This is a genomic window from Microbacterium sp. AG157 (assembly GCF_003385695.1).
GTDB lineage: Bacteria > Actinomycetota > Actinomycetes > Actinomycetales > Microbacteriaceae > Microbacterium > Microbacterium testaceum.
Map to the genome: position 1 here is coordinate 428815 of NZ_QRDK01000001.1, position 26168 is coordinate 454982.

18 protein-coding genes are annotated in these 26168 nt (G+C 70.8%); 6 read left to right on the forward strand and 12 right to left on the reverse strand.

From position 1 onward, the window contains the following. Nucleotides 1–333: 333 nt before the first annotated feature. Nucleotides 334–1827, forward strand: a complete 1494-nt coding sequence (locus DEU35_RS02165; RefSeq protein ID WP_181904546.1) for an MFS transporter — start codon at nucleotides 334–336, stop codon at nucleotides 1825–1827. 34 nt (nucleotides 1828–1861) lie between these two features. Here the strand turns inward: DEU35_RS02165 and DEU35_RS02170 are convergent, their stop codons facing one another. Next, nucleotides 1862–2632, reverse strand: a complete 771-nt coding sequence (locus DEU35_RS02170) for an SDR family oxidoreductase (RefSeq protein WP_180993473.1) — start codon at nucleotides 2630–2632, stop codon at nucleotides 1862–1864. Nucleotides 2633–2778: 146 nt separating this feature from the next. Between DEU35_RS02170 and DEU35_RS02175 the strand changes: the two genes are divergently transcribed. Beyond that, on the forward strand, nucleotides 2779–4101 hold the full coding sequence (locus DEU35_RS02175) for a bifunctional o-acetylhomoserine/o-acetylserine sulfhydrylase (RefSeq protein WP_116238473.1): 1323 nt from the start codon (nucleotides 2779–2781) through the stop codon (nucleotides 4099–4101). Nucleotides 4102–4362: 261 nt separating this feature from the next. On the opposite strand, the gene DEU35_RS02180 is transcribed toward DEU35_RS02175, so the two are convergent. Further along, nucleotides 4363–5061 (reverse strand): SDR family NAD(P)-dependent oxidoreductase, encoded by a 699-nt coding sequence (locus DEU35_RS02180; protein WP_103210081.1) that lies wholly within the window; start codon nucleotides 5059–5061, stop codon nucleotides 4363–4365. A gap of 145 nt (nucleotides 5062–5206) precedes the next feature. On the opposite strand from DEU35_RS02180, the gene DEU35_RS02185 reads away from it, so the two are divergent. Beyond that, nucleotides 5207–6412 carry a homoserine O-acetyltransferase gene (locus DEU35_RS02185; protein WP_116238474.1) on the forward strand — a complete coding sequence of 402 codons (1206 nt, stop codon included), beginning with the start codon at nucleotides 5207–5209 and terminating at the stop codon, nucleotides 6410–6412. A gap of 216 nt (nucleotides 6413–6628) precedes the next feature. Here the strand turns inward: DEU35_RS02185 and DEU35_RS02190 are convergent, their stop codons facing one another. From DEU35_RS02190 to DEU35_RS02205, 4 genes are all read right to left on the reverse strand, one after another. Continuing rightward, nucleotides 6629–7876 (reverse strand): MFS transporter, encoded by a 1248-nt coding sequence (locus DEU35_RS02190; RefSeq protein ID WP_103210077.1) that lies wholly within the window; start codon nucleotides 7874–7876, stop codon nucleotides 6629–6631. A gap of 124 nt (nucleotides 7877–8000) precedes the next feature. Further along, the gene (locus DEU35_RS02195; protein WP_103210075.1) at nucleotides 8001–8327 is read right to left on the reverse strand and encodes a thiamine-binding protein; all 327 of its coding nucleotides are present in this window, start codon (nucleotides 8325–8327) and stop codon (nucleotides 8001–8003) included. Nucleotides 8328–8375: 48 nt separating this feature from the next. Next, complete coding sequence (locus DEU35_RS02200; RefSeq protein WP_116238475.1) at nucleotides 8376–9683, reverse strand: glycosyltransferase family 87 protein; 1308 nt, start codon at nucleotides 9681–9683, stop codon at nucleotides 8376–8378. Between the two features lie 86 nt (nucleotides 9684–9769). Beyond that, the gene (locus DEU35_RS02205; RefSeq protein ID WP_116238476.1) at nucleotides 9770–10627 is read right to left on the reverse strand and encodes an ADP/ATP-dependent (S)-NAD(P)H-hydrate dehydratase; all 858 of its coding nucleotides are present in this window, start codon (nucleotides 10625–10627) and stop codon (nucleotides 9770–9772) included. Between the two features lie 28 nt (nucleotides 10628–10655). On the opposite strand from DEU35_RS02205, the gene DEU35_RS02210 reads away from it, so the two are divergent. Next, a complete protein-coding gene (locus DEU35_RS02210) occupies nucleotides 10656–11714 on the forward strand; it encodes an NADH:flavin oxidoreductase/NADH oxidase (protein WP_116238477.1) in 1059 nt (352 codons plus the stop codon). Between the two features lie 212 nt (nucleotides 11715–11926). Here the strand turns inward: DEU35_RS02210 and DEU35_RS02215 are convergent, their stop codons facing one another. Together DEU35_RS02215 and DEU35_RS02220 are read right to left on the reverse strand one after the other, a co-directional pair. Continuing rightward, entirely contained in the window at nucleotides 11927–12982 is a 1056-nt protein-coding gene (locus DEU35_RS02215) for a hemolysin family protein (protein ID WP_103210066.1), read from the reverse strand. Then, on the reverse strand, nucleotides 12979–14322 hold the full coding sequence (locus DEU35_RS02220) for a hemolysin family protein (RefSeq protein WP_103210064.1): 1344 nt from the start codon (nucleotides 14320–14322) through the stop codon (nucleotides 12979–12981). Before DEU35_RS02220 ends, DEU35_RS02215 begins: the two co-directional genes overlap by 4 nt. A 157-nt stretch (nucleotides 14323–14479) precedes the next feature. On the opposite strand from DEU35_RS02220, the gene DEU35_RS02225 reads away from it, so the two are divergent. Further along, nucleotides 14480–15517 (forward strand): glycoside hydrolase family 76 protein, encoded by a 1038-nt coding sequence (locus DEU35_RS02225; protein WP_116238478.1) that lies wholly within the window; start codon nucleotides 14480–14482, stop codon nucleotides 15515–15517. On the opposite strand, the gene DEU35_RS02230 is transcribed toward DEU35_RS02225, so the two are convergent. Beyond that, on the reverse strand, nucleotides 15507–16967 hold the full coding sequence (locus DEU35_RS02230) for a GuaB1 family IMP dehydrogenase-related protein (protein ID WP_116238479.1): 1461 nt from the start codon (nucleotides 16965–16967) through the stop codon (nucleotides 15507–15509). The two genes, DEU35_RS02225 and DEU35_RS02230, sit on opposite strands and share 11 nt — an antisense overlap. Nucleotides 16968–17104: 137 nt before the next feature. Here DEU35_RS02230 and DEU35_RS02235 point away from each other — a divergent pair, with 137 nt between their 5' ends. Beyond that, complete coding sequence (locus DEU35_RS02235; RefSeq protein WP_103210057.1) at nucleotides 17105–20794, forward strand: multifunctional oxoglutarate decarboxylase/oxoglutarate dehydrogenase thiamine pyrophosphate-binding subunit/dihydrolipoyllysine-residue succinyltransferase subunit; 3690 nt, start codon at nucleotides 17105–17107, stop codon at nucleotides 20792–20794. A 178-nt stretch (nucleotides 20795–20972) separates the two neighbouring features. Here DEU35_RS02235 and DEU35_RS02240 read toward each other — a convergent pair whose 3' ends face one another. The 3 genes from DEU35_RS02240 to DEU35_RS02250 are packed head-to-tail and all read right to left on the reverse strand — an operon-like array spanning nucleotide 20973 to nucleotide 26119. Further along, on the reverse strand, nucleotides 20973–22274 hold the full coding sequence (locus tag DEU35_RS02240) for an esterase family protein (RefSeq protein ID WP_116238480.1): 1302 nt from the start codon (nucleotides 22272–22274) through the stop codon (nucleotides 20973–20975). Next, nucleotides 22271–24781, reverse strand: coding sequence for a bifunctional lysylphosphatidylglycerol flippase/synthetase MprF (locus DEU35_RS02245; protein WP_103210053.1), 2511 nt, complete (start codon nucleotides 24779–24781; stop codon nucleotides 22271–22273). Before DEU35_RS02245 ends, DEU35_RS02240 begins: the two co-directional genes overlap by 4 nt. 36 nt (nucleotides 24782–24817) lie before the next feature. Next, nucleotides 24818–26119 carry a GNAT family N-acetyltransferase gene (locus DEU35_RS02250; protein WP_116238481.1) on the reverse strand — a complete coding sequence of 434 codons (1302 nt, stop codon included), beginning with the start codon at nucleotides 26117–26119 and terminating at the stop codon, nucleotides 24818–24820. Between the last annotated feature and the right edge of the window lie 49 nt (nucleotides 26120–26168).

The following is a 26168-nucleotide window of genomic DNA, read 5'->3' on the forward strand; positions in this document are numbered from 1 at the left end:
TGCACTCGGGGAGGTCGCGGGGGCGAGAGCACGTAAAGTCGGAGTCGGCGAGAGAGGATCGTCGAGCTGCTCGGCAGAGCGGGCGACCGTCGGATCGTCGAGCCGCGCGAACCGGGTCACCCTCTCGGACGGCGTCATGTTCCCTCGCAGTCCGACCCCCTCACTTGCCGCGGACCGCACGTCGCACCCCTCCAGACTGCCCCCTTTTTTTGCACGTTTACGAGTGAACGTAGCACGCCGGATCCGTGCGACGACATCCCGGCTCCGCGGGTCGGGCTCTGCCGCGTCCGGGGGTGCCATCGGCACGCGCGGCGACGGTGTTACTCTCGCGCCATGTCGCGCGTCTCCGGCGCGGTCGCACGGGTGCGCGCCTCCGCGCTCGGGGTGACCGCGGGCCTCATCGGTTGGTTCGTCCTGGTGGAACTCGCCAGCGGCATCCTGCAGGGGTTCTACGTGCCTCTCCTCCCCGACATCGTCACGCACCTCGGGATCCGCGACGCCGACGTCAACTGGTTCGAGGCCGCGCAGCTCCTGCTCTCGGCCCTCGTGCTCCCCGTGCTCGCCAAGCTCGGCGACATGTTCGGCCACAAGCGCGTCCTGCTGTTCTCGGCCCTGGCGACCGCTGCGGCGAGTTGGTGGCTCGTGTTCGCGGACTCGTTCGGCGCCTTCCTCGCCGCCTGGGCGCTGCAGGGCTTCTATGTCGTCTGGCTGCCCCTCGAGATCGCCCTCATCTTCGACCGCGGCCGTCGAGAGCAGCACGGCGTGTCACGGACGCGGCGGGCGGCCGGCCTCCTGGTGGTCGGATTACAGATCGGCGCCATCGTCGGCGCTCTCGCAGCCGGACGCCTCTTCACCGCCACCGGAGGCGACCTGCGCCTCTCGCTCGCCGTCCCGGCGATCGTGGTCACCGTCGTCTGCCCCGTCATCTGGCTCGGGATCCCGGAGTCCGAGCGGCCGGACGGGCGGCGCCGTCTCGACGTGGGCGGCTTCGCGATCCTGGCCGGTGCACTGCTGTGCGTCACCGGCGCGCTGTCCTTCGTGCGGTTGCCCGACGGACCGGGACCCGTCGTCGTCGTCGGACTCCTCCTCGCGGGCGTCGTGCTGGGAGCGATGTTCGTCCGCTACGAGCTCGCCCAGCGAGACCCGGCGATCGACATCCGCGTCCTCCGACGCCCCGAGATGTGGCCGGTGCAGACCACGGCCTTCCTGGTGGGCATCAGCCTGCTGGGCGCGCAGGGTCCCCTCGCCACCTATGCCGGAACGGACCCCGCGCTCGGGTACGGACTCGGATTGGATGCCACCGACCGCTCGAACGTGATCGGGGTGTACCTCGTATCGGTCATCGTGGGCGCCGTCCTCTTCGCCGTCACCTCGCGGCGCGCGAGTCCGCGCCTCGTGCTGATCGGCGCTGCCGGGCTCGTCGGTGTCGGTTACGCGCTGTTCCTTCCGCTGCACACCACGCTCTGGCAGGTGCTGCTGTGCCTCGGCGTCGCCGGACTCGGATCGGGGGCGCTGGTCGCGGCGATGCCGGCGGCGGCCGCAGCGGCTGCTCCCCGCGGACAGACGGGAGTGGCGACCGCCCTCACCAACACGACCAAAACCGTGGGCGGCACGATGTCGTCCGCCGTCTTCGGTGTCGTCCTCGCGGGCGGTGCGGGGGCGGTGGTCGGCACGGCCGCCCCCTTCGCCGGGTACCTGACGGTCTGGATCATCTGCAGCGCCGGCGGGTTCCTCGCCGTGATCCTGCTCCTGTTCGTGCCGAAGGTCGCGTTCGCTGACACGGAGGCGAGCGCACGTCCGGCCGCCGCGAACGGAGAGATCGCCTGAGCCGCGCCCCCGGTCAGGGGGACGCGCCATCGCGTCAGCGTGTCGTCAGAGGCCCCCGCGCCAGGAGGTGCTGCGCCGACTGCGCGACGGGGCGCAGGGTCACCAGGTCGAGGTTGACGTGGCCGGGCGCATCGAGCGCATAGACGATGACGTCGGCGACGTCGCCGGCGACGAGCGGCGACTCGACCCCCTCGTAGAGCTTGTCGGCGGCATCCTGATCACCGCCCAGGCGGTTGAGGGTGAACTCCTCCGTGCGCACCATGCCCGGGGCGATCTCGATGACGCGCAGCGGCTCGCCGTTGAGCTCCTGGCGCAGCGCGTGCACGAGCATGGCCTCGCCCGCCTTGGCCGCGTTGTACCCACCGCCGCCCGGATAGGCCACCTGCGCGGCGGTCGAGGTGACGAAGAGCAGGTCGGCGTGGCCGCTCGCGTCCGCGGCCCGGCGCAGGAGCGGGAGAAGGGATGCCACGAGCCGCTGCCCCGAGAGCACGTTCGCCTCGAACATCCAGCGCCAATCCTCGGCATCGCCGTCTTCGATCCGGTCGCTGCCGCGGGCCCCGCCCGCGACGTGCACGAGGGCGTCGACGCCCCCGGTCTCGCCCAGCCAGGTCGCAAGACCCGCGATGCCGTCGGCGTCGGTGAGGTCGGCCGCGTGCGCGACGACACCCGTCTCGGCCTCGAGGGCTTCGAGACGGTCGGCGCGGCGGGCGACGCCCACCACGTCCCACCCGCGCGAGCGCAAGAGCCTCGCCGTCGCCTCTCCGATACCCGAACTTGCCCCGGTCACCACTGCGCGTCGCGTCATGGCATCCACGCTATCGGTCCCTTCCGGCACCGGGACGGCCGAGGTGTTACGGCCCGTGTCCGGGGCGCTTGTCGCTGCCCGGGGCGATCCCTACGCTCGCAGCAGGCCAGGGCGTTCGCCCGGCCTCCCGAAGCTGAGGAGCAGTCATGTCGGCACCCGAGAACTGGCGTTTCGAGACCAAGCAGATCCACACGGGTGCCCAGCCCGACCCGGTGACCAAGGCGCGTGCCACCCCGATCTACCAGACCACCTCGTACGTGTTCGACAACGCCGACCACGCCGCGAACCTGTTCGCCCTGGCCGAGTTCGGCAACATCTACACGCGCATCCAGAACCCCACGCAGGACGTCGTCGAGCAGCGCGTCGCGGGCCTCGAGGGCGGCACGGGCGCCCTCCTCGTCGCCAGCGGCCAGGCGGCCGAAACCTTCGCCGTGCTCAACATCGCGCAGGCCGGCGACCACATCGTCTCGTCCAGCTCGATCTACGGCGGCACGTACAACCTGTTCAAGTACACGCTCGCCAAGCTCGGCATCGAGACCACGTTCGTGGAGAACCAGGACGACCCCGCCGAGTGGCGCGCCGCCGTCCGCCCGAACACCAAGCTGTTCTTCGCCGAGACCATCGGCAACCCCAAGATCAACGTGCTCGACATCCGCTCGGTCGCCGACGTGGCGCACGACGCGGGCGTGCCGCTCATCGTCGACAACACGATCGCGACCCCGTACCTGATCCGCCCCTTCGAGCACGGCGCCGACATCATCGTGCACTCGGCGACGAAGTTCCTCGGCGGACACGGCACCACGATCGGCGGCGTCATCGTCGACGGCGGAACGTTCAGCTGGTCCGAGCACTCCGACCGCTTCCCGGGCCTGACCACGCCCGACCCCTCGTACCACGGCGCCGTCTACACGCAGGCGGTCGGCGACGGTCTCGCGTACATCATCAAGGCGCGCGTGCAGCTGCTGCGCGACCTCGGCGCCTCGATCGCCCCCCAGAGCGCGTGGCAGCTCATCCAGGGCATCGAGACCCTGTCCCTGCGCATCGAGCGCCACGTCCAGAACGCACAGGAGATCGCGGAGTGGCTCGAGTCGCACCCCGACGTCGCCACAGTGAACTACTCCGGCCTCCCCACGTCGCCCTGGTACGCCGCCGCGAACAACTACGCCCCGAAGGGCGTGGGTGCGGTCCTGTCGTTCGAGCTCAAGGGCGGGGTCGAGGCGGGCCGCGAGTTCGTCAACTCGCTCGGCCTCTTCAGCCACCTGGCCAACATCGGCGACGTGCGCTCGCTCGTCATCCACCCGGCCTCGACCACGCACTCGCAGCTCACCCCCGAGCAGCAGCTGACCGCGGGGGTCACCCCGGGCCTCGTGCGACTGTCGGTGGGCCTCGAGAACATCGACGACCTCAAGGCCGACCTCGACCAGGCCCTCGCGTCGGCGCGTCGCCTGTCCGAGGCCGCGCGCGCCTGACGCAGTGTCGCGAACGCCCCGTCTCGGCTCTCCGGGCGGGGCGTTCGTGCGTCTCCGAATCTCGAGCATCTGGGGGGAAGCGATCGGTCCGACCACACCGCGCCTACCGCCTCGGATCGAGCCCGCGGGAGGAGATTCGAGGAGCGGAGGACCGACGTCGCCGCATTCCCCCTCCGCCGCCCGGATCCCCTCCGCCAAAGGGACCTCCCCCACCGGAACCGGGCCGCCCGGGCCGTGCCGGCGCACGAGCGGAACCCGGCGCTACACCTTCTGACGCGGCCGCAGACTCCCCAGCCCGCCGTCGACGCCGAGCACCTGTCCCGTCATCCAGGCGTTCTCGGGCGCGAGCAGGAACTCCACGGCGCGCGCCACGTCGTCGGGCTCGCCGAGCCGCCCCAGCGGGTGCATCGCCTCCGACACCGTGCGCGACAAGTCGCTGGAGGTGAGCTTCTCGGTCAGCCGGGTCTGGACGAGACCCGGCGCGACGGCGTTCACGCGCAGTCCGTGCGCGGCGTAGCTCGCCGCCGCCGACAGGGTCAGTCCGATCACTCCGGCCTTCGCCGCGGCGATCCCGTCGTGGTTCGGAAGACCCGCGAGGGCGGCCGCCGACGACACGAGCACGACCGCACCGCCGTCGCGCATGTGCGAGCCCGCGGCGCGCACCGCAGCGAAGGCCGTGGTGAGCGAGGCGGCGATGAGGTCGTCGTACTGCGCGCGCGAGGTCAGGTGCGCGGGCTTGAGCAACATGGAACCCGCGAACACCGCGATGCCGTCGAGCTCCCCCGCCTCGCCGACGACGTGGTCGACGGCGTCGAAATCCGTCGCATCCAGGAAGAAATCGGGCTCGATCCGCGAGGAGTCCCGCGCGGTGGTCACGACGCGGTGACCCGCGCCCTGCAGTCGTGTCGCCGTCGCCTGACCGATGTCGCTCGAGGCCGCGATGAGGAGGAAGTTCGCCATGCCGCGATCATGACGAGCCGACCCGTGCGTCGGCGGGGGCTGGACAACGGTGTCCACCGGTGGTCGGGGCACCGCGCAGACCCTTGTCGTCACACCGGTCGTAACAGTTCGTGGCGATCCTCCCCACCTAGGGAGAATGGATGCCATGGACTGGCAGATCTCCGAAGACACGGTGCCCTCGGCCCCGGTGACGGAGGCCGACGCCCGATCCCTGCTCGGCAGGCCGCCAGCGACCGGAGCCTGGCGCGACGGCGACCCCGTCGGAGACCGGCGCTTCGCCGCCTTCGGCGTCTTCGAGACCGAGAGCGGCGAGTCCCTCCCCGCGTTCCGCCTCGCCTTCGAGACCTGGGGGGAGCTCTCCCCCGCGCGCGACAACGCCGTGCTCATCCTGCACGCCCTCACCGGCGACAGCCACGTCCGCGGCTCCGCCGGTCCCGGGCACCCCACGGCCGGTTGGTGGAGCGACCTCGTGGGGCCGGGGGCCGCGATCGACACCGACCGGTACTTCGTCGTCGCCCCGAACATGCTGGGCGGCTGCCAGGGCTCCACGGGTCCCGCGAGCGTCGCCCCCGACGGCTACGAGTGGGCCTCGCGCTTCCCGTACCTCACGATCCGCGACCAGGTGCGAGCCCAGGCCCTCCTCGCCGACCAGCTCGGCATCGAGCGCTGGAACGCCGTCGTCGGCGGGTCGATGGGCGGAATGCACGCGCTCGAGTGGGCCGTCGGCTTCCCCGACCGCGTCGAGCGCGCGGCGATCCTCTCCGCACCCCCCGTCACCACGGCCGACCAGATCGCGTTGAACTCCGTGCAGCTCGACACCGTGCGCGTCGACCCGCGCTTCGCGGGTGGCGAGTACTACGACTCGGGCGACGGAGACGGCCCGCACCGCGGTCTCGCCCTCGCCCGGCGCATGGCGCTGCTCAACTACCGCAGCCCCACCGAACTGAACCAGCGTTTCCAGCGATCGTGGCAGTCGGGGGTGAGCCCACTCGGCCGCGGTGGTCGCTTCGCCGTCGAGTCGTACCTCGACTTCCACGGCAACAAGTTCACGCGGCGCTTCGACGCCAACAGCTACCTCGTCCTCGTCGAGGCGATGAACTCGCACGACGTCGGCCGCGACCGCGACGGCGTCGAAGACGCGCTGCGCCGCGTCACCGCCACGACCCTCGTCCTGGGCGTCGACAGCGACCGCCTGTTCCCCATCGACGGGCAGCACCGCATCGCCCGCGGCATCCCGAACACCCTCGACGCAGACAGCGCGATCGTCCTCTCGAGCGACTTCGGCCACGACGGCTTCCTCATCGAGACCGCCGCGGTCGCCGCGCACCTGCGCCGACTCCTCGCGACCTGACGATCGGCGGATGCCGCGAGCCCACGGCATCCGTCGATCCGCCCGACGGGGTTCCCGTCACCGCGCGAGCCCGCCCGCGCGCCGAGTGCGGGTCGCGGCCCGAGCGGCGGTGATGGCGACGACCGCTGCGCCTGGTCGAGTGTCCACGACACCCGGACAGTGCAGCGGAACGTCCGGGTGTTCTGGACACTCGCGGGAGGCGGCCGGCCGACCGCGTCAACCCTGCGTCGGGATCGATCCGGTGATCGCGGTCTGCGCGGCCTCGGCCGCCGGCATCCGGTGATCGGGGTGGCGTCCGGTGCGGTCCTCGACCCGGTACGCCACGATCGCCACGACGAGCCCACCCGCGGCGAGCACCGCACCGACCCACGCCGGCGCCACGAGACCGAGCCCGGCGGCGATCGCGAGACCGCCCAAGAAGGCACCGAGGCTGTTGCCGATGTTCAGCGCCGAGTGGTTGAGGGCCGCGGCGATCGACTGGTTGTCTTCGGCCACGTCCATGAGGCGCGTCTGGATCGCGGGGCTCAGCGCCGAGCCGCAGAACGCCACGAGGAACGCGAACAGCACCAGGCTCACGATCCACCCCGCCGTCAGGGCCAGACCGACGGATGCCGCCCCCAGGGCGACGAGGCCCGTGAAGAGCCAGAACCGCAGGTCTTTGTCGGCGAGGGCGCCGCCGACGATGTTGCCGATCGTCATGCCGATGCCCACGAGCACCAGCACGAGCGAGACGGCCCACTCGGGCTGACCCGCGATCTCGGTGATCATGGGGGCGATGTAGCTGTACATCGCGAAGAACCCGCCGAAACCGATCGCCCCGATGCCGAGGGCGAGCCAGACCTGACCGATGCGGAACACTCGCAGCTCGTCGCGCAGCCGCCGCCCCGGTGAGCCGGGGTGCTTCGGCACGAACAGGGCGATGCAGATCGTCGCGAGCAGGAAGATGGCGGTGACCACGGCGAAGGCGGCGCGCCAGCCGACCTGTTGACCGAGGAGGGTACCGAGGGGAACGCCGACGACGTTGGCGATCGTCAGGCCCGTGAGGACGAACGCCACGCCCTTGGCGCGGTTGCCCGGGCCGAGAGCGTCGGCGGCGACGAGAGCACCGATGCCGAAGTACGCGCCGTGAGGGAGCCCGGCGAGGAAGCGGGATGCCGCGACGAGCTCGAACGTGGGGGCGATCACGGTCAGCAGGGTGAAGAACGCCAGGGCCGCGGCCAGCACGATCATCACGCGGTGCCGCGGGAAGCGGGCCACGGAGCCGGCGATCGTGGGAGCTCCGACGACGACGCCCAGGGCGTAGAGCGAGATGAGCCAGCCCGCCTGGGCGATCGCGTCGTCCGGGGACGCGGCCCACGCGCCGGGGACGAGTTCGCGGGCGATGTTGGGCAGCAGGCCCATCACCACGAACTCGGTCATGCCGATGCCGAAACTGCCGATGGCGAGAGAAAGGAGCGCCCGCATCGCCGCACCTCTCGAGGTCGTCGAAGAGGTCACCAGGCGATGCTAGTCGGCGCGCGGGCTCGGGTCGAATCGTTTCGAGAGTCGGGAGTGGCGTGGTCGCCGAACGCTCCCCCCGCCCCGGGGGTCAGTCCGCGCGGCGCTCCAAAGCGTTCTCGAGGCGTTCGATCTTGCCGTCGAGCTCGCCGGTGCGCCCGGGGCGGATATCCGCCTTCAGCACCAGCGAGACACGCGATCCGTAGGGCATCACGGCATCCGTCGCCGCCTTCACCACGGCGAACACCTCGTCCCACTCCCCCTCGACCTCGGTGAACATCGAGGTCGTGCGGTGCGGTAAGCCCGAGGCGCGCACGACGGCGACAGCCGCGGCGACCGCGTCGTGAACGGATCCGTCGGGGTTCTCCGTGGCGGCGGTGCCGACACCGGACGGGGCGACCGAGAAAGCGATGAGCATGGATCGAGACTACGTCTCCGCCCCGCGGCACGGGACGGCTCGCCCCGATCAGCGCCCGGTCGGAACCCGGGCCGGGATCGGACGGCGCCCCGTCACGATCTCGCGAAGCCCCGCCGGCGGACGCACACGCCCCGTGGGAACGCGCACGACGCGCACGATCGCCCACACCAGCAGCACGAGGGCGAGCAGGTTGCGCGCCTCGAGCACCACCACGGGGAAGGGGTTCGGGTGCGTCGCCATGAGTCCGTCGTACAGCAGCGGGTACATCCACTGCGTGAGCGCGGCGATCACGAGCGTCATCCCGGCGAAGGCGTACCAGCGACGGCGGTCGATCATGAGTCCGAGCACGACAGGGGCGAACAGCCACACGTAGTACTGGGGGGAGCCGACCTTGTTCAGCGCGATGAACGCCGTCACCAGTGCCAGGGTCAGCGGCGGGAAGAGCGAGAGGAAGGTCGCCCCGCGGCGCATCTTCGCCACGCCGACGATCGCGACGGCGACCATCGTGAGCAGCATGATCGGTGTCATCGCGGCGATGAGGGGCTCGGCCCCGGGCCCGGTCACCTGGAAGGTGAGCACGCCACCGTCGTAGTAGACCTCGCTCCCCGGCACGTAGAACGCGGCGAGGAACATGTACAGACCGCCAACGGGGGCCTCCATCTGGATGCCGCGCGAGGTCTGGTCGCCGACGAAGCCGAAGACATAGGGCGCTCCGCCCAGGGCCACGACGGGGATGATCGTCGCGAGCGACACCGCGACGGCTCCCCACACGAGAGCGAGCCGGCGGCGAACGACGATGAGCCCGGCGGCGAGGATCGCGGCGGGCCACACCTTCATCCACACCGAGATCGAGAGCAGAAGGGAGGCCACGAACGGGCGCCGGAGCATCCAGATGCTGCCGAGGATCGCGAAGGGCACCGTGATGCCGTCGATGCGGTACAGCCCCACGGGGCCGATCAGCAGGATGGCGGCGAGCCAGAACCAGGCGGCGAGCACACGACCGGTCGAACGCCCCTTGCCGACCAGCACGACGAAGGCGACGAGGTTGAAGAGCGCGACGGTGATCGCCCACGCCGGGGTGTAGCCGACGGCCCAGGCGAAGACCCACGCGAACGTCATCGGCAGGAACGCGAGCTGCGGGTAGATCCACTTCTCGGTGATGCCCGGCCAGGCCCACGCGTCGCTCCGCGTGCACGAGGTCACATCGACGCCGCCGAAGAGGGCGCACCGCGACCAGGGTTCGTACACCAGGTACACATCGCCCATGGGTTCGTTGGGCTGCTGGTAGCCCAGGACCCCCACCACGACGTGCACGGCGACGAATGCGACCAACAGGGGAACGACACGCCTCAACACCGCCTCATCCTAAGCGGGCGACGCGCGGCGCCCCGGACCAGGGCGGGCCGGACCCCCGCCGTCGAGCGGCTCGGCGCGGAGAACCGTTACGCGATCGAGTCCCTCAGCACCGCGGCCACGACGCCCGGCAGGGCTTCGGCGACGTCGAGCGCCGCGATGGGGCCCCCGCCGTCGCCGCGGGCGAGGGATGCCACCCGCCCGGCCCTCCCGTGCAACCATGCGGCCGCGGCGGCTGCGGCGGCCAGATCCTCCACGCCGTCCCGCCCGGCGGCCACCGATCCCGCCAGCACGGCCCCGAGCACTCCGCCGAGCACGTCGCCGGTGCCCGCGGTCGCGAGCCACGGCGTCCCGGCCGAGACGCGTCGCGTCCAGCCCCCGGCCGCCGCGACGATCGTGACCGCGCCCTTCGAGAGCACGACTCCCCCGAAGGCCTCGGCCGTCTCTCGCGCCGCCGCCTCTCGCGCGCCGTCGTCGCGCGCATCGACCCTCGGCAACCCGAGACCGTCGCGCAACCGGTCGAGCTCCCGCGCGTGGGGCGTGACGATCACGGGGGCCGTCGCTCCCGCGACGAGATCCAGCGCCCCGGCATCGACGACCACGGGGATCTCACCCGACAGGATGCCGCGCAGCGCTGCGGTCTCGGCCGCGTCGCGCTCGGCGGCATCCGTACCCGATCCCATCACCCACGCCTGCACGCGCCCGTCGGCCGTCACGGTCTCGGGGCGACGCTGCAGCACGAAGTCCTGGGCACGTGCGGGGCCGAGGTAGCGGACCATCCCCGTCCCGGTGCGCCACGCGGCCTCGACGCCGAGCACCGCAGCACCCGGGTACCGGGCCGAGCCGGTTCGCAGCCCGACCACCCCGCGGGAATACTTGTCGTCGTCCGCCGTTGGCTTCCGCAGTGCGCGGGCGACATCGTGCCCGCTGAAGTCCTTCGCCGTCATGGCGTCACCCTAGAACGCAAAGGTCCTCATGAGTGCCCTCTTCACACCCCTGTCCATCCGCGGTACCGAGGTGCGCAACCGCCTCTGGGTCTCCCCCATGTGTCAGTACAGCGCGATCGAGGGGGTCCCGAACGACTGGCACCACGTGCACCTCGCGCAGTTCGCCGCGGGCGGTGCCGGCATGGTGATCGCCGAGGCGACGGCCGTCTCGCCCGACGGCCGCATCTCGCCCGAGGACGCCGGTATCTGGACCGACGAGCAGGCGGAGGCGTGGACCCCCATCGTCGCCGCGATCCGCTCGCGCGGCGCCGTCGCCGGGGTGCAGCTCGGCCACGCCGGCCGGAAGGCCTCGACCACCTCGCCCCTCACCGGGGGCCGCGGCACGATCGCTGCCGCCGAGGGGGGTTGGACCACCGTCGCTCCCTCGGCCCTGGCCTACGACAGCTTCGCCGCCCCCGTCGCTCTCGATGCCGGGGGGATCGAGAAGGTCGTCACCGACTTCGCGGATGCCACCCGCCGGGCCGTTCGCGCCGGTTTCGAGGTCGTCGAGGTGCACGCCGCCCACGGCTACCTGCTGCACCAGTTCCTCTCTCCCCTCACCAACCACCGCGACGACGCGTACGGCGGGTCGTTCGAGAACCGCGTGCGCCTGCTGGTCCGCGTGACCGAGGCGGTTCGCGCCGCCGCGGGGGACGCCGCCGTGTTCGTGCGCTTCTCGGCGACCGACGCGGCCGACGGCGGCTGGGACGTCGCCGACACCGTGGCCGCCGCCCGTCTCGTCGCCGACGCGGGCGCCGACCTCATCGATGTGTCCAGCGGAGGCCTCGTGCCCGAGCAGCGCATCGTCCCCGGCCCCGGCTACCAGGTCGACTATGCCGACACCGTGCGCCGCGAGACGGGGCTCCTGGTCAGCGCGGTCGGCATGATCGACGACCCCACGTTCGGCGAGCAGATCCTCGCCGACGGGCGCGCCGATGCGATCATGTCGGGTCGGGAGTGGCTCCGCGACCCGCACTACGCGCTGCGCGCCGCGGCCGCTCTCGGTGCGGACTCCCCCGCCCCCGCGCAGTACCTTCGCGCCTACTGACCACCGCCCCGATCCAGGTCACGTGATCTCGCGCCGTACCGCCCGCTTCAGGGGCCGGATCACGTGATCTCGCCCACAGCACGCGCCACGACGGGTGCTGTGGGCACGGTCACGTGATCTCGCGCCGCGCCGGCCGCTCGCACCCGCGCGACCTCACACGAAGACACCGGATGCCACGGAGCCCCGGCTCCGCGGCATCCGGTGTCGTGTGTTCAGACGAAGCGACGACGCTCGGTGGCGTCCTGCACTTCGCCGACCAGCTCTTCGATGACGTCCTCGAGGAAGAGGACCGACTGCACGTCGCCGCGCTCGTCGCGCACCTGTGCGAGGTGGCGACCGGACCGACGCATCAGAGCCAGAGCGTCCTCGAGGTCGGTGGTCTCGAGCATCGACACCATGTGGTGCACGCGCTTGCTCGGGATGGGCCGCGCCATGTCGGCATCCGATCCCTCCGCCGCGCGCAGCACGTCTTTGAGGTGCACGTACCCGGTGGGGTGCCCCGTCTCGTCGACGATCACGTAGCGCGAGTAGCCGTGCTGGGCGACGGCCCGCTCGATCTCTGCGGGGGTGGTCGTCTCGGGGAGGGTCACCAGCGCGCTGACGGGCACCGCGATGTCGGCCGCCTTCTTCTCGGTGAACTCCACCACGGCGGTGACCGTTCCAGCCGAGTCGTCGAGGACGCCCTCGCGGCGCGACTGCGTGACGATCGTGGCGACCTCGTCGAGCGTGTAGGTCGAGGCGGCCTCGTCCTTCGGCTCGACACGGAACAGCCGCAGCACGTGGTTCGCGGTCCAGTTGAGCGCCACGATGATCGGGTGGAACGCCTTCGAGACGGCCACGAGCGGCGGGGCGAGCATCAGGACGGCGCGGTCCGGCAACGAGAACGCCAGGTTCTTCGGGACCATCTCGCCGAACACCACGTGCAGGTACGACACCACCAGCAGAGCGACGACGAAGCCGACGACGTCCACCGCCGCCTCGGGAATGCCGGTGAGCCCCAGCGGTCCCGCGAGCAGGTGATGGATCGCGGGCTCCGAGACGTTCAGGATCAGCAGCGAGCAGATCGTGATACCCAGCTGGCAGGTCGCCAGCATGAGGGTCGCGTGCTCCATCGCGTACAGCGCCGTCTTGGCGGCGCGCGATCCCCGGTCGGCGTGCGGCTCGATCTGCGAGCGTCGTGCCGAGATGACGGCGAACTCGGCGCCGACGAAGAAGGCGTTGGCGGCCAGGAGGACCACCAGCCAGGCGATTCCGGCCCAGTCGCTCATCGCTGGTCACCGCCCTTCGCCTCGCGGACGAGGTCGCCGACGTTCTGCTCGACCGGGGTCGGCGTGAACTGCACGCGATCGACGCGACGGCCGTCCATGCGCTGCACGGCGAGTCGTCCGTCCTCGAGATCGACGGTGTCGCCGACGGCGGGGATGCGCTCGAGCGCGGCCATGATGTATCCGCCCACCGTGTCGTAGACCTCGCCCTCGGGCACGCGCACCCCGGCACGGTCGAGGGCCTCGTCGGGGCGCAGATCGCCGGGGAAGGCGACGAAGGCGTTCGTGCGCACCACGCCGGCGCGTGAGCGGTCGTGCTCGTCGAGCACCTCGCCCACGATCTCCTCCACGAGGTCTTCGAGGGTGACGACTCCGGCCGTTCCGCCGTACTCGTCGATGACGATCGCCATCTGGTAGCCGCGCGAGCGCAGCTCCGAGACGAGGGCGTCGAGGTGCACGGTCTCGGGGACGCGCAGCGGCTCGGTCGACAGGGCGGCCACGGGCACCTCACCGCGCTTCTCGCGCGGCACGCCGATCGCGGCCTTGAGGTGCACGACGCCGACGATGTCGTCCATCGACTCGCCGTACACGGGGAAGCGACTGTGGCCGGTGCGCCGGGCGAGCTGCACCACGTCGTCGGCGGGGTCGCCCGCGGCGAGCGCGTGCACGCTCGGCCGCGGGGTCATCACATCGGCCGCGCTGAGGCGCGCGAAGGTGAGACTGCGGTCGAGGAGGGACGCCGTGTCTTTCTCGAGCATGCCCGCGCTGGCCGAGCGCTTGACAAGACTCGACAGCTCTTCGGCGGAACGCGCTCCCGACAGCTCCTCCTTGGGCTCGACGCCCATGGCGCGCAAGACGCCGTTGGCGCTGCCGTTGAGCACGACGATCGCGGGCTTGAACACCGCCGTGAACGCGACCTGGAAGGGCATGACGAGCTTGCCCGTCTGCCGCGGAATCGCCAGCGCGAAGTTCTTGGGGACGAGCTCGCCGAGGATCATCGAGAGCACCGTGGCGAAGCCGACACCGATGATCGCGGCGAGCGACACCGTGATCGCCTCGGGCAGTCCCCAGGTCTGGAACACCGGCCGCAGCAGGTTCGAGATCGCCGGTTCCATCGTGTAACCGGTGAGCAGCGTGGTGAGGGTGATCCCGAGTTGCGCGCTCGACAGGTGCGTCGACGTGATGCGAAGGGCATCGATCGTCAACGACAGCCGGGTCTCCCCGGCGGCACGACGCGATTCGAGGTCGGCACGGTCGAGGTTGACGAGGGCGAACTCGCTCGCGACGAAGAGTCCGGTTCCCACGGTGAGCACGAGCCCCACAACCAGCATGACGTAATCCATCAGGCATCACCCCCGCTCGATCGCTCGGCGGAAGAGGGTCGTTGGGGCCTGGGTCTACAACTGGGAGGGTCGTCCATCGTGCGGACGATTCTATTGCAGCCCCGGCCCCTCGGCATCCGTCTCGTGCAACTCCGCACCCGCTGGGGAGGATGGACGAATGGATGCCGACGCCACGGCGCAGCAGCGCGCCGCCACCGCGGAACGCGCGGTGCTCGATCGCTACCTCCGCCGTTACGGTCCGGTCGCCTGGGCGCACGCTGCGGTGCCCGGTCGCGAGAACCCCCGGACGTGGCATTACTGGTGGCACGCGCACCTGCTCCACGTTCTCGCCGACGCCGAGACGCATCGCCCCGATGCGCGTCGGCGGCGCCTCATCCGGCGCGTGGCGCGCGGGGTGACCCTGCGTACGCTCGGCCGGTGGACGACGCCCTTCTACGATGACATCGCGTGGATGGGGCTGGCCCTCGCGGAGAGCGGGCGGCATCCCCGCGCCCTGCGCAAGATCGCACGGACACTGGCCGATGCCGTGGACCCGACCGTCGGCGCCCTTCCCTGGCGCGTGGACAGCGCGCTGTACAACGCTCCGGCCAACGCCCCGGGCGGCATGGTGCTGGCCCTGACCGGACGACGCACCGAGGCAGCCGGCTTAGCCGGATGGATGGCGTCCGTCCTCGACGATCCGTCCTCGCATCTCGTGCGCGACGGCATCGAGCACGGGGTGACCCGCCCCGAGCTCTGGACCTACAACCAGGGCGCCGTCATCGGCCTCGAGCTGATGATCGGCGGACCCGCTCTCGCGGATCCCGCGCACGATGAGTGGTCGCACATCGAACGCACTCGCGCCCTGGTACGGGCCGTCGAGCGGTGGTGCGCCGACGACGACGGTCTCTTCCCGGCGGCCGGAGGGGGCGACGGCGGCCTGTTCGCCGGCATCCTGGCCCGCTATCTGGCCCAGGCGGCCCGGGATCTCGCGAAGGGGCCGGATGCCGAGGGCGACGTCCTCGCGCGGACGGCTCGGCGCCTCGTGGCACGAAACGCCGACGCCCTCTGGGGCGGGTGCCGGGAGGGACTCTTCCCGGCGGACCCTCGTCGACCCGCGCGAGCGGAAGGCGACGACCTCGACCTCTCGGTGCAGCTGGGGGCATGGATCACGCTCGAGGCCGCGGTCGGCCTCGAGCGCGCGGTCACCAGCTGACCGGCAGCGCCTTTCCCTCGTCGTAGCCCGCGGCCGACTGCAGGCCCACACGAGCGCGCTCGTGGAACTCGGCGACCGTGGCCGCACCGGCGTACGTGAACGACGAGCGCACACCCGAGGTGATCATGTCGAGCAGGTCCTCCAGGCCCGGACGCTGGGGATCGAGGTAGATGCGCGACGACGAGATGCCCTCGGCGAACAGCTCCTTGCGGGCGCGCTCGAACGGGTCGAGGCCGCCGAAGCGCCCCTGCACGGCCTTCGTCGAAGCCATGCCCCACGACTCTTTGTAGATGCGGCCGCCGGCGTCGGTGAGCAGTTCGCCCGGAGCCTCGATCGTTCCCGCGAACCACGAGCCGACCATGACGGATGCCGCACCCGCGGCGAGCGCCAGGGCGACATCGCGCGGGTAGCGCACCCCGCCGTCGGCCCAGACGTGGGCTCCGACGCTGCGCGCGGCCTCGGCGGTCTCGAGCACCGCCGAGAACTGGGGCCGGCCGACGGCCGTCATCATTCGGGTCGTGCACATCGCCCCCGGGCCCACGCCCACCTTGAGGATCGTCGCGCCCGCGTCGGTGAGATCGGCCACGCCGTCGGCGGTCACCACGTTGCCGGCTGCGATCGGGATGCCGAGGTCGAGTGCGGCCACCGCGCGCAGCGCGCGCAGCATCTGTCCCTGGTGACCGTGCGCGGTGTCGACGACGAGGACGTCGACACCGGCGTCGACGAGGGCGCGTGCCTTGGTGGCGACGTCGCCGTTCACCCCGACCGCGGCGGCGACGATGAGGCGGCCACGTGCGTCGACGCCCGGTCGGTAGACGGAGGCGCGCAGGGCGCTGCGCGCCGACAGCGTGCCGACGAGGCGGTCACCGTCGACGACCGGGACGATGTCGACGCCCGCGGCCTCGATCCGCGCGAAGACCTCGCGGGGGTCGTGCACGTCGGCCGCGTCGATGGGCTCGGCGTCACGACGGGCGATGTCGCCGAGCGTCGCATCGGGAAGAGCCGTGGCCAGGCGCCCCGCCGGCACGATGCCGCGAACCTCGGACAGGGCGACGACGCCGTCCTCGCGAGGAGTCGCCACGACGATGCCCCGGCCGGGCACAGCGGGAAGGATGCGCCGCGCGTCGGCGACGGTGGCCTCGGGCGGGAGGATCAGCGGGGTGTCCCACGCCGCGGGCTGTGACTTGACCCACGACACGGCCTCGACCAGATCGTGCAGCGCCATGTCCTGCGGCAGGACGCCGAGTCCGCCGCGACGCGCCAGGGTCGCCGCGAGTCGGGTCCCCGTGACCGAATTCATGTTCGCCGACACCAACGGGATGGTCGCCCCGCTGCCGTCGGCGGGGGCGAGATCCACGTCGAGGCGGCTGCGCACCTCGGAATGGCGGGGGACGAGAAAAACGTCCGAGTACGTCAGGTCGACATCGGGCTGCGCGCCGGAGAACTCCATGGCATCCACCTCACCACATCAGGGGAATGTAAAGACCCGAAGGGCGTCCAGATTCCTCGGCTAGGCTGGAAAGCACGCAGCGCGGCGACGTGCGCGTATCCACAGGAATCTTCATCGAGGAAAGCAGGCGATCGACTGTGTCGAGCCAGGTGACGGGCGTCGGTACTTCGAGCGAGGGCGAGTTCGGCGCGAACGAGTGGCTCGTAGACGAACTCTACGAACAGTTCAAAGTCGACAAGCACTCCGTAGACAAGGCCTGGTGGCCGATTCTGGAGGCGTACCACCCGGTCGTCGACGGATCCTCCGCCGCTCCCCCGCCCTCCGCGCCCCCGGCGTCGGCGGGGTCCGAGCCCAAGCCGGTGACGGCCCCGATCCCCGTGGTCGGACAGGCGCCCGTCGCCCGCACCACGGCGAAGCCGGCCAAGCCGCAGCCCATCCCGGCTCAGGCGCCGAACGCGGTTCCCTCCGCGGCTGCCGAGAGCACCGAGGAAGACCGCGTGACGGTGCTCAAGGGGATGCCGAAGGCCCTGGCATCCAACATGGACGACTCGCTCACGGTCCCCACCGCGACGAGCGTGCGCACGATCCCGGCGAAGCTGATGATCGACAACCGCATCGTCATCAACAACCACATGTCGCGCACGCGCGGTGGCAAGGTGAGCTTCACCCACCTGATCGGCTGGGCGCTGATCCAGGCGCTCAAGGAGTTCCCGAGCCAGAACGTCTACTACGCCGAAGTCGACGGCAAGCCCTCGGTCGTGGCCCCCGCGCACGTCAACCTGGGCATCGCGATCGACATGCCCAAGCCCGACGGCTCGCGCGCGCTGCTCGTTCCGAGCATCAAGCGCGCCGACACGCTCACGTTCGGCGAGTTCCTCGCCTCGTACGAAGACCTCGTCCGCCGCGCCCGCAACAACAAGCTGACGCCGGCCGACTTCCAGGGCACCACGGTCTCGCTGACCAACCCCGGCGGCATCGGTACGGTCCATTCGGTGCCGCGACTCATGCGCGGCCAGGGCGCCATCATCGGCGCCGGCGCCCTCGATTACCCCGCCGAGTTCATGGGCGCGAGCGAGAAGACGCTCAACGAGCTCGCGATCGGCAAGACGATCACGCTCACCAGCACCTACGACCACCGCGTCATCCAGGGTGCCGGCTCCGGCGAGTTCCTCAAGAAGGTGCACGAGCTGCTCATCGGGCAGCGCGGCTTCTACGACGACATCTTCGCCGCGTTGCGCATCCCCTACGCCCCCATCCACTGGGCGGCCGACATCAGCGTCGACATCTCGGAGCGCATCGATAAGAGCGCCCGCGTCCAGGAGCTCATCAACTCCTTCCGCGTGCGCGGCCACCTCATGGCCGACATCGACCCGCTCGAGTACGTCCAGCGCACGCACCCCGACCTCGAGATCGAATCGCACGGGCTCACGTTCTGGGATCTCGACCGCGAATTCGTCACCGGCGGCCTCGGCAACAAGCGCGTCGCCAAGCTCCGCGACATCCTGGGCGTGCTGCGCGACTCGTACTGCCGCACCATGGGCGTCGAGTACATGCACATCCAGGACCCGGCGCAGCGTCAGTGGTTCCAGCGCAACGTCGAGGTCAAGTACACCAAGCCCGGCCACGACGAGCAGCTGCGCATCCTGTCGAAGCTGAACCAGGCCGAGGCGTTCGAGACCTTCCTGCAGACCAAGTACGTCGGCCAGAAGCGCTTCAGCCTCGAGGGCGGCGAGTCTCTCATCCCCCTGCTCGACCAGATCCTGCAGGGCGCGGCCTCCGCGGGCCTGGACGGCGCCGCGATCGGCATGGCCCACCGCGGTCGCCTGAACGTGCTCACCAACATCGCCGGCAAGACCTACGGTCACGTGTTCCGCGAATTCGAGGGCGCCGTGGCGATCGGCAGCAAGCGCGGCTCGGGCGACGTGAAGTACCACCTCGGCACCGAGGGCACCTTCGTCGGCGACGCCGGCGACGAGCTCCCCGTGTACTTGGCCGCCAACCCCTCGCACCTCGAGACCGTCGACGGCGTGCTCGAGGGCATCGTCCGCGCCAAGCAGGACCGCAAGCCCATCGGCACGTTCTCGTGGCTGCCGATCCTCGTGCACGGCGATGCCGCGTTCGCGGGTCAGGGTGTCGTGGTCGAGACGCTGCAGATGTCGCAGCTGCGCGGCTACCGCACGGGCGGCACGATCCACGTCGTGGTCAACAACCAGGTCGGCTTCACCACCACACCGACCGACGCCCGCACCTCGGTGTACGCCACCGATGTCGCGAAGACGATCCAGGCGCCGATCCTGCACGTGAACGGCGACGACCCCGAGGCCGTCGTCCGGGCGGCGGAGCTGGCGTTCATGTATCGCGAGGAGTTCCACCGCGACATCGTCATCGACCTGGTCTGCTACCGCCGCCGCGGTCACAACGAGGGCGACGACCCGTCGATGACCCAGCCCCTGATGACGAACCTCATCGAGGCGAAGCGATCGGTGCGCCGTCTGTACACCGAGTCGCTCGTCGGCCGCGGCGACATCACCGAAGACGAGTACGAGCAGGCGAAGCAGGACTTCCAGAACCGCCTCGAGGTCGCCTTCGCCGACACGCACGAGGCCGAGACCGGCACGAACCCCGTCGTCACCATGGACGCTGCCGAAGAACCGGCGGTCGGCGCTCCCGAGACCACCGGCGTCTCGCGCGAGGTCGTTCATCACATCGGCGACGCCTTCGTGAACAAGCCCGACGGCTTCACGGTGCACACGAAGCTCCAGCAGCTCCTCGAGAAGCGCCACGACATGAGCCGCAACGGCAACATCGACTGGGCCTTCGGCGAGCTGCTCGCCTTCGGCTCGGTGCTGATGGAGGGCACCCCGGTCCGACTCGCCGGCCAGGACTCCCGCCGCGGGACCTTCGTGCAACGCCACTCCGTGCTCCACGATCGCGACAACGGTCAGGAATGGCTGCCCCTCGCGAACCTCAGCGAGAACCAGGGCCGATTCTGGGTCTACGACTCCCTGCTGAGCGAGTACGCCGCGATGGCGTTCGAGTACGGCTACTCGGTCGAGCGCTCCGACGCGCTCGTGCTGTGGGAGGCGCAATTCGGCGACTTCGCCAACGGCGCCCAGTCGGTGATCGACGAGTTCATCTCGTCGGCCGACCAGAAGTGGGCGCAGCAGTCGAGCGTCGTGCTTCTGCTTCCCCACGGCTACGAGGGCCAGGGTCCGGACCACTCATCGGCCCGCATCGAGCGCTACCTGCAGATGTGCGCGCAGGACAACATGATCGTCGCGCGCCCCTCGACCCCCGCGTCGTACTTCCACCTGCTGCGTCGCCAGGCCTACCAGCGTCCCCGTCGCCCCCTCGTGGTCTTCACCCCGAAGGCGATGCTGCGTTTGCGCGGAGCGACGAGCCCCGTCGAGGACTTCCTCGAGGGTCGCTTCGAGCCGGTGCTCGACGACGACCGCGGTGTCGACAAGAACGCCGTGACGCGCGTCTTGCTGCACGCGGGAAAGATCCACTGGGACCTGCGAGCCGAGCTCGACAAGAACCCGAACCCCGCGATCGCCCTCGTACGTCTCGAGCAGTACTACCCGGCGCCGATTGAGGAGCTGACCGCCGTGTTGGCGCAGTACCCGAACGCCGAGCTGGTGTGGGTTCAGGACGAGCCCGAGAACCAGGGCGCGTGGCCGTTCATCGCCCTCGAAGTCGCCGACCAGCTCGGTGGCCGAGCGATCCGTCGTATCTCGCGCGCGGCCGCGGCCTCGACCGCGACCGGTTCGCCGAAGGTGCACGCGAATGAACACGCCACGATCATGAAAGAAGCGCTCGCGCGCTGATCTTCCACGAAGGGCCCGGTCGACATTCCTGTCGGTCGGGCCCTTCGTGTACTCCGCCACACGGACCGGCACGCGTGCGGTCGCAGGACCGTCCGCGGTCGCGCAGACCCGAGACGGCGCGGGAACCGGTAATCCTGGGCGCCGGGACCGGTGACCCTTGACGGTCGAGCGCCGGAGCTCAGGATGCCGGCGCGGCCAACCCCAGCGTGGGAGCCAGGGCCGGAATGGCATACGCCAGGCTGCCGTCGAGCGCTTCGCCGGTGTGACCGGCTCCCTCGACGATGTGCGTCAGAACGGTGAATCCCGCCGCTTCCGCCGCCTTCGAATTCGCGAGCTGCCCCGGGCCATACGTCTTGTCTTCGCTCCCCCACGTGAAGATGGCGGTGTGGCCGCTGTAAGTGCCGGGGGCCGCCGCCGCCATGACGACCGCGGGCTTGTTGGCTTGGAAGGCGCCCGCGTTTCCGTTGTAGACGTCCTTCACGGTCTGATCGACGTGCTCCGATCCCGGGAACTCATTGCCCATGACATCGAGCATCTGGCCCCACGTGTCGGGGTACTTCGCCCCGTAGAGAGCCGCGCACGACCCGCCGTTCGAGAAGCCGCCGATGGTCCAGTACTTGTGGTCGGTGACGATGTTCAGGTTCTTCTCGGCCCACTGCGGCACGAGCTGGTTGATGTAGGTCGCGACGGCGCCGTACTTCGCGGAATCCACGCAGGTGGGGTCGCGGTCCGGGGCGGTCAGCTGATCGACGACGATCGCGATGGGTGCGAGGCCCTTGTTCTTCGCGGCGAAGGCGTCGAGTGCCTTGGCCAGCGCCGTCGGGTCGGGCGACCCGGGCTGGCCCATCATGAACACCAGGAGCGGCAGAGCCGGAGGGTCGGCGACCTGGGCTGCCGGCGGCAGGTAGAGCGAGGCGTCGCGCGCCGCGTACTGACCGGTGGGGATCTTCGTGCTGCCGGTGAGAGCGCTGACCGAGCCCTTCGACGGCATGTCCGCGGGAGGCTCCCACGTCTGGTACAGCGTCGCCGGGTCTCCGGCGACGGCATCTTGCGGGGGCAGGGAGGCGGGGTCGAGCGCCTGTACGCCGAGGATCGCAGCCAGGTTGTGCGTGACGCCATACGAGGTGTTCACGCCCAGGATGCCGGCGAGGAGCGAGGCGATGACGGCGACGGCGCCGATCGCTCGACGCGGCCAGGGGCGGCGGAAGATCCCGACGATGCCGATGGCGACGGCCGCCACCGCTCCCGACGCCCACCAGATCGCAGCCCCCGGCAGCGGGCCTAGGAACGTGTTCATCGACTCGAGGATCTTCGCCACGATGAACATGACCACCCCGGCCGCGACACCGATCACGAGGGTGCTGACGAGCCGACGAGGACGCCATACGGCGACAGCGACCACGCACAGCGCAGCGACGATGGCGCTGATGAGCAACATGGGGCTGTCGATCAGCTCGAACGACAGGATGAACTTGTTCACCGACGGCCCTCCCAGGCGGTCCGGGCCAAAGCGACCATCTCTCGACGTGAGGCGTCGGGCAGGTAGGCGCGGCCCACCGCGGCGCCGATCACGGGCAGCTCGAGGGGATCGCGGTACGCCAACGCCAAGGGGCGGTACCGGGGCCGGAACTTGCCCTTGAAGCGGAAGAGCGACGCGAACCCGTACGCGGGTTCGAGCACCTCGGCGAGCCAGCGCAGCAACGCGCGAAGAGGGGCCGGATCATCATCGGCTGCCTCGTCGGGGTCGTCGGCGAGAGGTGCCCCCGACAGGCTGAGCACGGTCGCGCCCTCCTCCTGCAGCTCGAGAGCGGCCTTCGCGATCAGGAACTCCATCATGCCGTTGGGTCCGTCGGTACGACGACGCATGAAATCGAGGGTCCATCCCGTGATCTCGCCCGCCGTCCAGGACGGCATCCAGCTCGTGACCGCCTCGATGCGTTCATCGGGACCCACGGCGAGCAGCAGGCGGACGTCACGGTCGCGCAGCTCGTCGAGAGAACCCAGCGTGAAGCCCATCTCGGGGAGCGCGCGGTCGGCGACCCACTCCTCGTCGATCGCGACCACCTGCGACGCCTGACCGACGCTCAGTTCGTGCCACCGCGACCAGACGGCGGTGTACCCCTCGCGCTCGGCGCGGGTGAGGGGTTGCCGCACCTTCTGCCAGGCCTTGCCGGCGAATGTCAGGCCGGGCAGGTCCATCACCGTTTCGACCCCGACGGGAACATACCGCCAGCCGAGGGCGATCAGATCGTCGAGAGTCTCGCCGTGGATGCTGTAGAACGCCGGTGTCCACCCGTGTTCGACGCAATAGTCCGTGAAGCCGCGCAACGCCTCCGCGCGTCGCCCCTCGGGGGCGAGGGGGTCGCCGACGGCCAGGGCGACATCGCCGCTCAGCCGGTAGGCGACGGCGCACTCACGGTCCTCGGAATACCAGTGGCTGGTGCCCGCCCAGGTGCCGAGGAAACCGAGGGTGTCGCTTCCCCGCCGCAGAAGGTCGCGATAGTGACCGTCGTCGACGGTGTCCGGGCGACGCGAGCGGCGGTAGAGCCACAGGATCGCGGCGACCACGATCGCCCAGAACAGCACACCGATCCATTGGTACGCGAACAGCGCCGGTCCGCTGTGCGGGAACGCCGTCGATCCGCCCGGGTGGGTGAAGGCGGGGGGAAGGAAACGGCGCAGGGTCAGAGCGAGCAGATCGAAGATCGACACGTCTCGGTCGAAGGCGCGATGACCGATGGCCTCGACGACGAAGAGCGTCGTCGCGCAGGCCAGGAAGGCGAGCGAGACCACGGCCGCGACGACGCGCGCCGCGCGCCGGGTCGCACGGACCGAGAACCGGGCACGTGCGACGACGAGCGCCGCGGCGAGCGCGAGGGGGATCATGATCGTCGCGATCGCCCACAGGACGTACTCCGCCCCGCTGCCATCGACCCAGGGGTCGATCCGCAGGCGCCCGTCGAGAAGAGAGACGACGGGCAGGACCGCGGACGCCACGAGCACGAACTCCGCGACGATCCACGCCGAGCGTCGTCCCTGCCGGAGGCCCCACGCGGCCACCAGCAGCAGGACCAGGGGCACGATCGCCAGGAGGGCGGGGCCTGCTCCCCGGGTCATCAGGAGGGCGATCTGCTCATCGCACACCGACGAGGCGACCCTGCCGCACTGCGAGAGGAGTTCGTCGTCGTACTGCGTGTAGGCGTCCACCACGAGCGAGAGCGGCCCGCGGCCGCCGCCGCTGACGAGGGCGACGATCGGCCCGCTGCCCACGACCGCGACCAGAAGAGCGAGAAGGGTGCGCGTCTCACGCGTCGAGCTGCGGTGCCACGACCGCCGCTCCCGACCCCGCGCGAGCAGTGCGCCGACGACGAGACCGATGATCGCCGCCGAGAGCCGGTACCAGGAGTCGGCGTCACCGGCGTAGAGAGCGAAAAGAGCCAGAAGGGCGAAGCCCACCAGACGCAGACGGCGACGCCACAGCGTCGGCGCGAAGGCCGACCCCGCCATGACCGCTCCGGCGATCGCGGTGGTCGGGTCGAGCACCGGGACTTCGGCGGCGACGACCGGGCGGAGATCGGTGATCGTCCACGCCGCCGCGTGGAGGCCGATGCCCACGACCAGGCCGCTCAGCCCGATGACCACCAGGAAGACGCTCGTACGCCGCGATCCGACCAGCCGCTCGATCGCGGCCAGGGCGGTCAGGGCGAGCAGCACCGACGAGAGGGCGTCGATCGCCGAGTCCGGAATGACGAGTGCCGTCGCCAGCGTCCACCACCGACCGCTCCCGAAGGTGGCCAGCGGCCCCGCGCCCCAGATGAGCGCATCCTCTCCCCAGAGCGACCCCGTCGCCGCCGCGGACGCGACGACCAGCACGGCGACGATGATCGCCACGGGGTTGCGCGACACATATCGGCGAAGCGCAGCGCCCACGGCCGTCAGACGCGACGGAGAGCGTTCGGCGGCCGGAGGAGCGGCGGATTCGGACATCGGCGACAGCGTATTGCCATTTCCTATGAGAAGCCGTCAGTACCAGATGTCGAGAAGCGGGGTGGCCTCCGAAACGAACGCACGGTCGAGGGATGCGAGCGTGCGGGCCTCGCCGCGCACGAGACCCGAGAGCGCGAGTTCGGCCGAGCGCACCCCACCGAGAAGGAGCGAGCTCAGGGCCCCGACGGTCAGGTCGATGTCGACGGGCCGGTCGATCGAGGGCGAGACCTGAGCCTCACCGTCCGCCCCGATCCGCAGACTCCACGTGCCCTCGGCGAACCCGAGCGGATCGGCGACACGCAAAATCACATCGAGCCCGGCCGCGTATCGACGAGAGCCCAGCGCCCCGGGCACGTCGAGGATGCGCAGCCAGTGGTGATCGGTGAGCGTCGCGGTCACGGCACGTCGGTCGGAGACCATCCACTGCACGGGCGGTGTGGAGGGCTGCAGCCACGCCTTCACCCGGCCGACGAGGTCGTGTTCGAGCGCGAAGCGCCAGAGGGCGGCCGAGGCCTCGCCGTCGACGGCGAAGATCGCGCGCACCTCGAGATCGTGAGCCGAGAAGTCGTCGCGCTCGTCGATCACGTAGACGAGGATCCCCGTCTCGTCGCCTTCGGCGGTGCGGTAGGCGACGGCGCGCACCTTCTCGCCCGATTTGTCACCGGGCGCGAGACCGGCCACGCCGCGCCACCGGCCGTCCCACCCGGGCACCGAGCCCGGACGCTGCACGCGCACGCGCTCGTGCACGGCCCGCAGACGGTCGACCACGGCCTCACGAGGGACGAAGTCGAGTCGCCCGGGTGCCGTCGGGCCGGTCCAGCGGGCTCGGCCGGTGTCGACCTCGACGTCGGAGGCCCACGCGGCGGGAGAGAACCCCCACCGGCCGTAGATGGTGGCCTCGGTGACCGTGAGGCCGGCGATGGCGAATCCCGCCGCCGCGGCCGTGCGTAGCTCCCCGCCGATCATGGCGCGGGCGATGCCCCGGCGGCGATGCGTCGCCGCCACCGTCACGGCGCTGATCGACCACAGCGGCGTCGTGCGCCCGGGCGAGGTCGTGAGCTCGGACGCCCACGAGTCGATCGTGCCGACGGGCACCTCGGGTTCGACGCCCTGACGGTCGTAGACCGCGGTGAGACGCCGGGTGCGCAGCGTCGTTCGCGCGTTCTCGGCCTCGTCGTCGGTCGATTCCGCACCCAGGAAGCCCCGGGCCACCGCTCGCTGGAAAGGACGGAACCCCTCTCCGTCGGCATCCACTCGCGCGTACTCGAGCCCTGAGGCGGCGAGGTCTGCGGCGGAGGTCTGGTCGAGGGGCAGCGTCAGAGTGTCGATGGATGCCATGACCCCAGCCTAGGGATCACCTCCGACACGCGCCGGGCCGGCGCGGGTG

Excerpts from the sequence above, each read along its gene's own strand:
- DEU35_RS02165 (WP_181904546.1), top strand. The coding sequence starts at position 334 with ATGTCGCGCGTCTCCGGCGCGGTCGCACGGGTGCGCGCCTCCGCGCTC.
- DEU35_RS02170 (WP_180993473.1), bottom strand. The coding sequence starts at position 2,632 with ATGACGCGACGCGCAGTGGTGACCGGGGCAAGTTCGGGTATCGGAGAG.
- DEU35_RS02175 (WP_116238473.1), top strand. The coding sequence starts at position 2,779 with ATGTCGGCACCCGAGAACTGGCGTTTCGAGACCAAGCAGATCCACACG.
- DEU35_RS02180 (WP_103210081.1), bottom strand. The coding sequence starts at position 5,061 with ATGGCGAACTTCCTCCTCATCGCGGCCTCGAGCGACATCGGTCAGGCG.
- DEU35_RS02185 (WP_116238474.1), top strand. The coding sequence starts at position 5,207 with ATGGACTGGCAGATCTCCGAAGACACGGTGCCCTCGGCCCCGGTGACG.
- DEU35_RS02190 (WP_103210077.1), bottom strand. The coding sequence starts at position 7,876 with ATGCGGGCGCTCCTTTCTCTCGCCATCGGCAGTTTCGGCATCGGCATG.
- DEU35_RS02195 (WP_103210075.1), bottom strand. The coding sequence starts at position 8,327 with ATGCTCATCGCTTTCTCGGTCGCCCCGTCCGGTGTCGGCACCGCCGCC.
- DEU35_RS02205 (WP_116238476.1), bottom strand. The coding sequence starts at position 10,627 with ATGACGGCGAAGGACTTCAGCGGGCACGATGTCGCCCGCGCACTGCGG.
- DEU35_RS02210 (WP_116238477.1), top strand. The coding sequence starts at position 10,656 with ATGAGTGCCCTCTTCACACCCCTGTCCATCCGCGGTACCGAGGTGCGC.
- DEU35_RS02215 (WP_103210066.1), bottom strand. The coding sequence starts at position 12,982 with ATGAGCGACTGGGCCGGAATCGCCTGGCTGGTGGTCCTCCTGGCCGCC.
- DEU35_RS02220 (WP_103210064.1), bottom strand. The coding sequence starts at position 14,322 with ATGGATTACGTCATGCTGGTTGTGGGGCTCGTGCTCACCGTGGGAACC.
- DEU35_RS02225 (WP_116238478.1), top strand. The coding sequence starts at position 14,480 with ATGGATGCCGACGCCACGGCGCAGCAGCGCGCCGCCACCGCGGAACGC.
- DEU35_RS02230 (WP_116238479.1), bottom strand. The coding sequence starts at position 16,967 with ATGGAGTTCTCCGGCGCGCAGCCCGATGTCGACCTGACGTACTCGGAC.
- DEU35_RS02245 (WP_103210053.1), bottom strand. The coding sequence starts at position 24,781 with ATGTCCGAATCCGCCGCTCCTCCGGCCGCCGAACGCTCTCCGTCGCGT.
- DEU35_RS02250 (WP_116238481.1), bottom strand. The coding sequence starts at position 26,119 with ATGGCATCCATCGACACTCTGACGCTGCCCCTCGACCAGACCTCCGCC.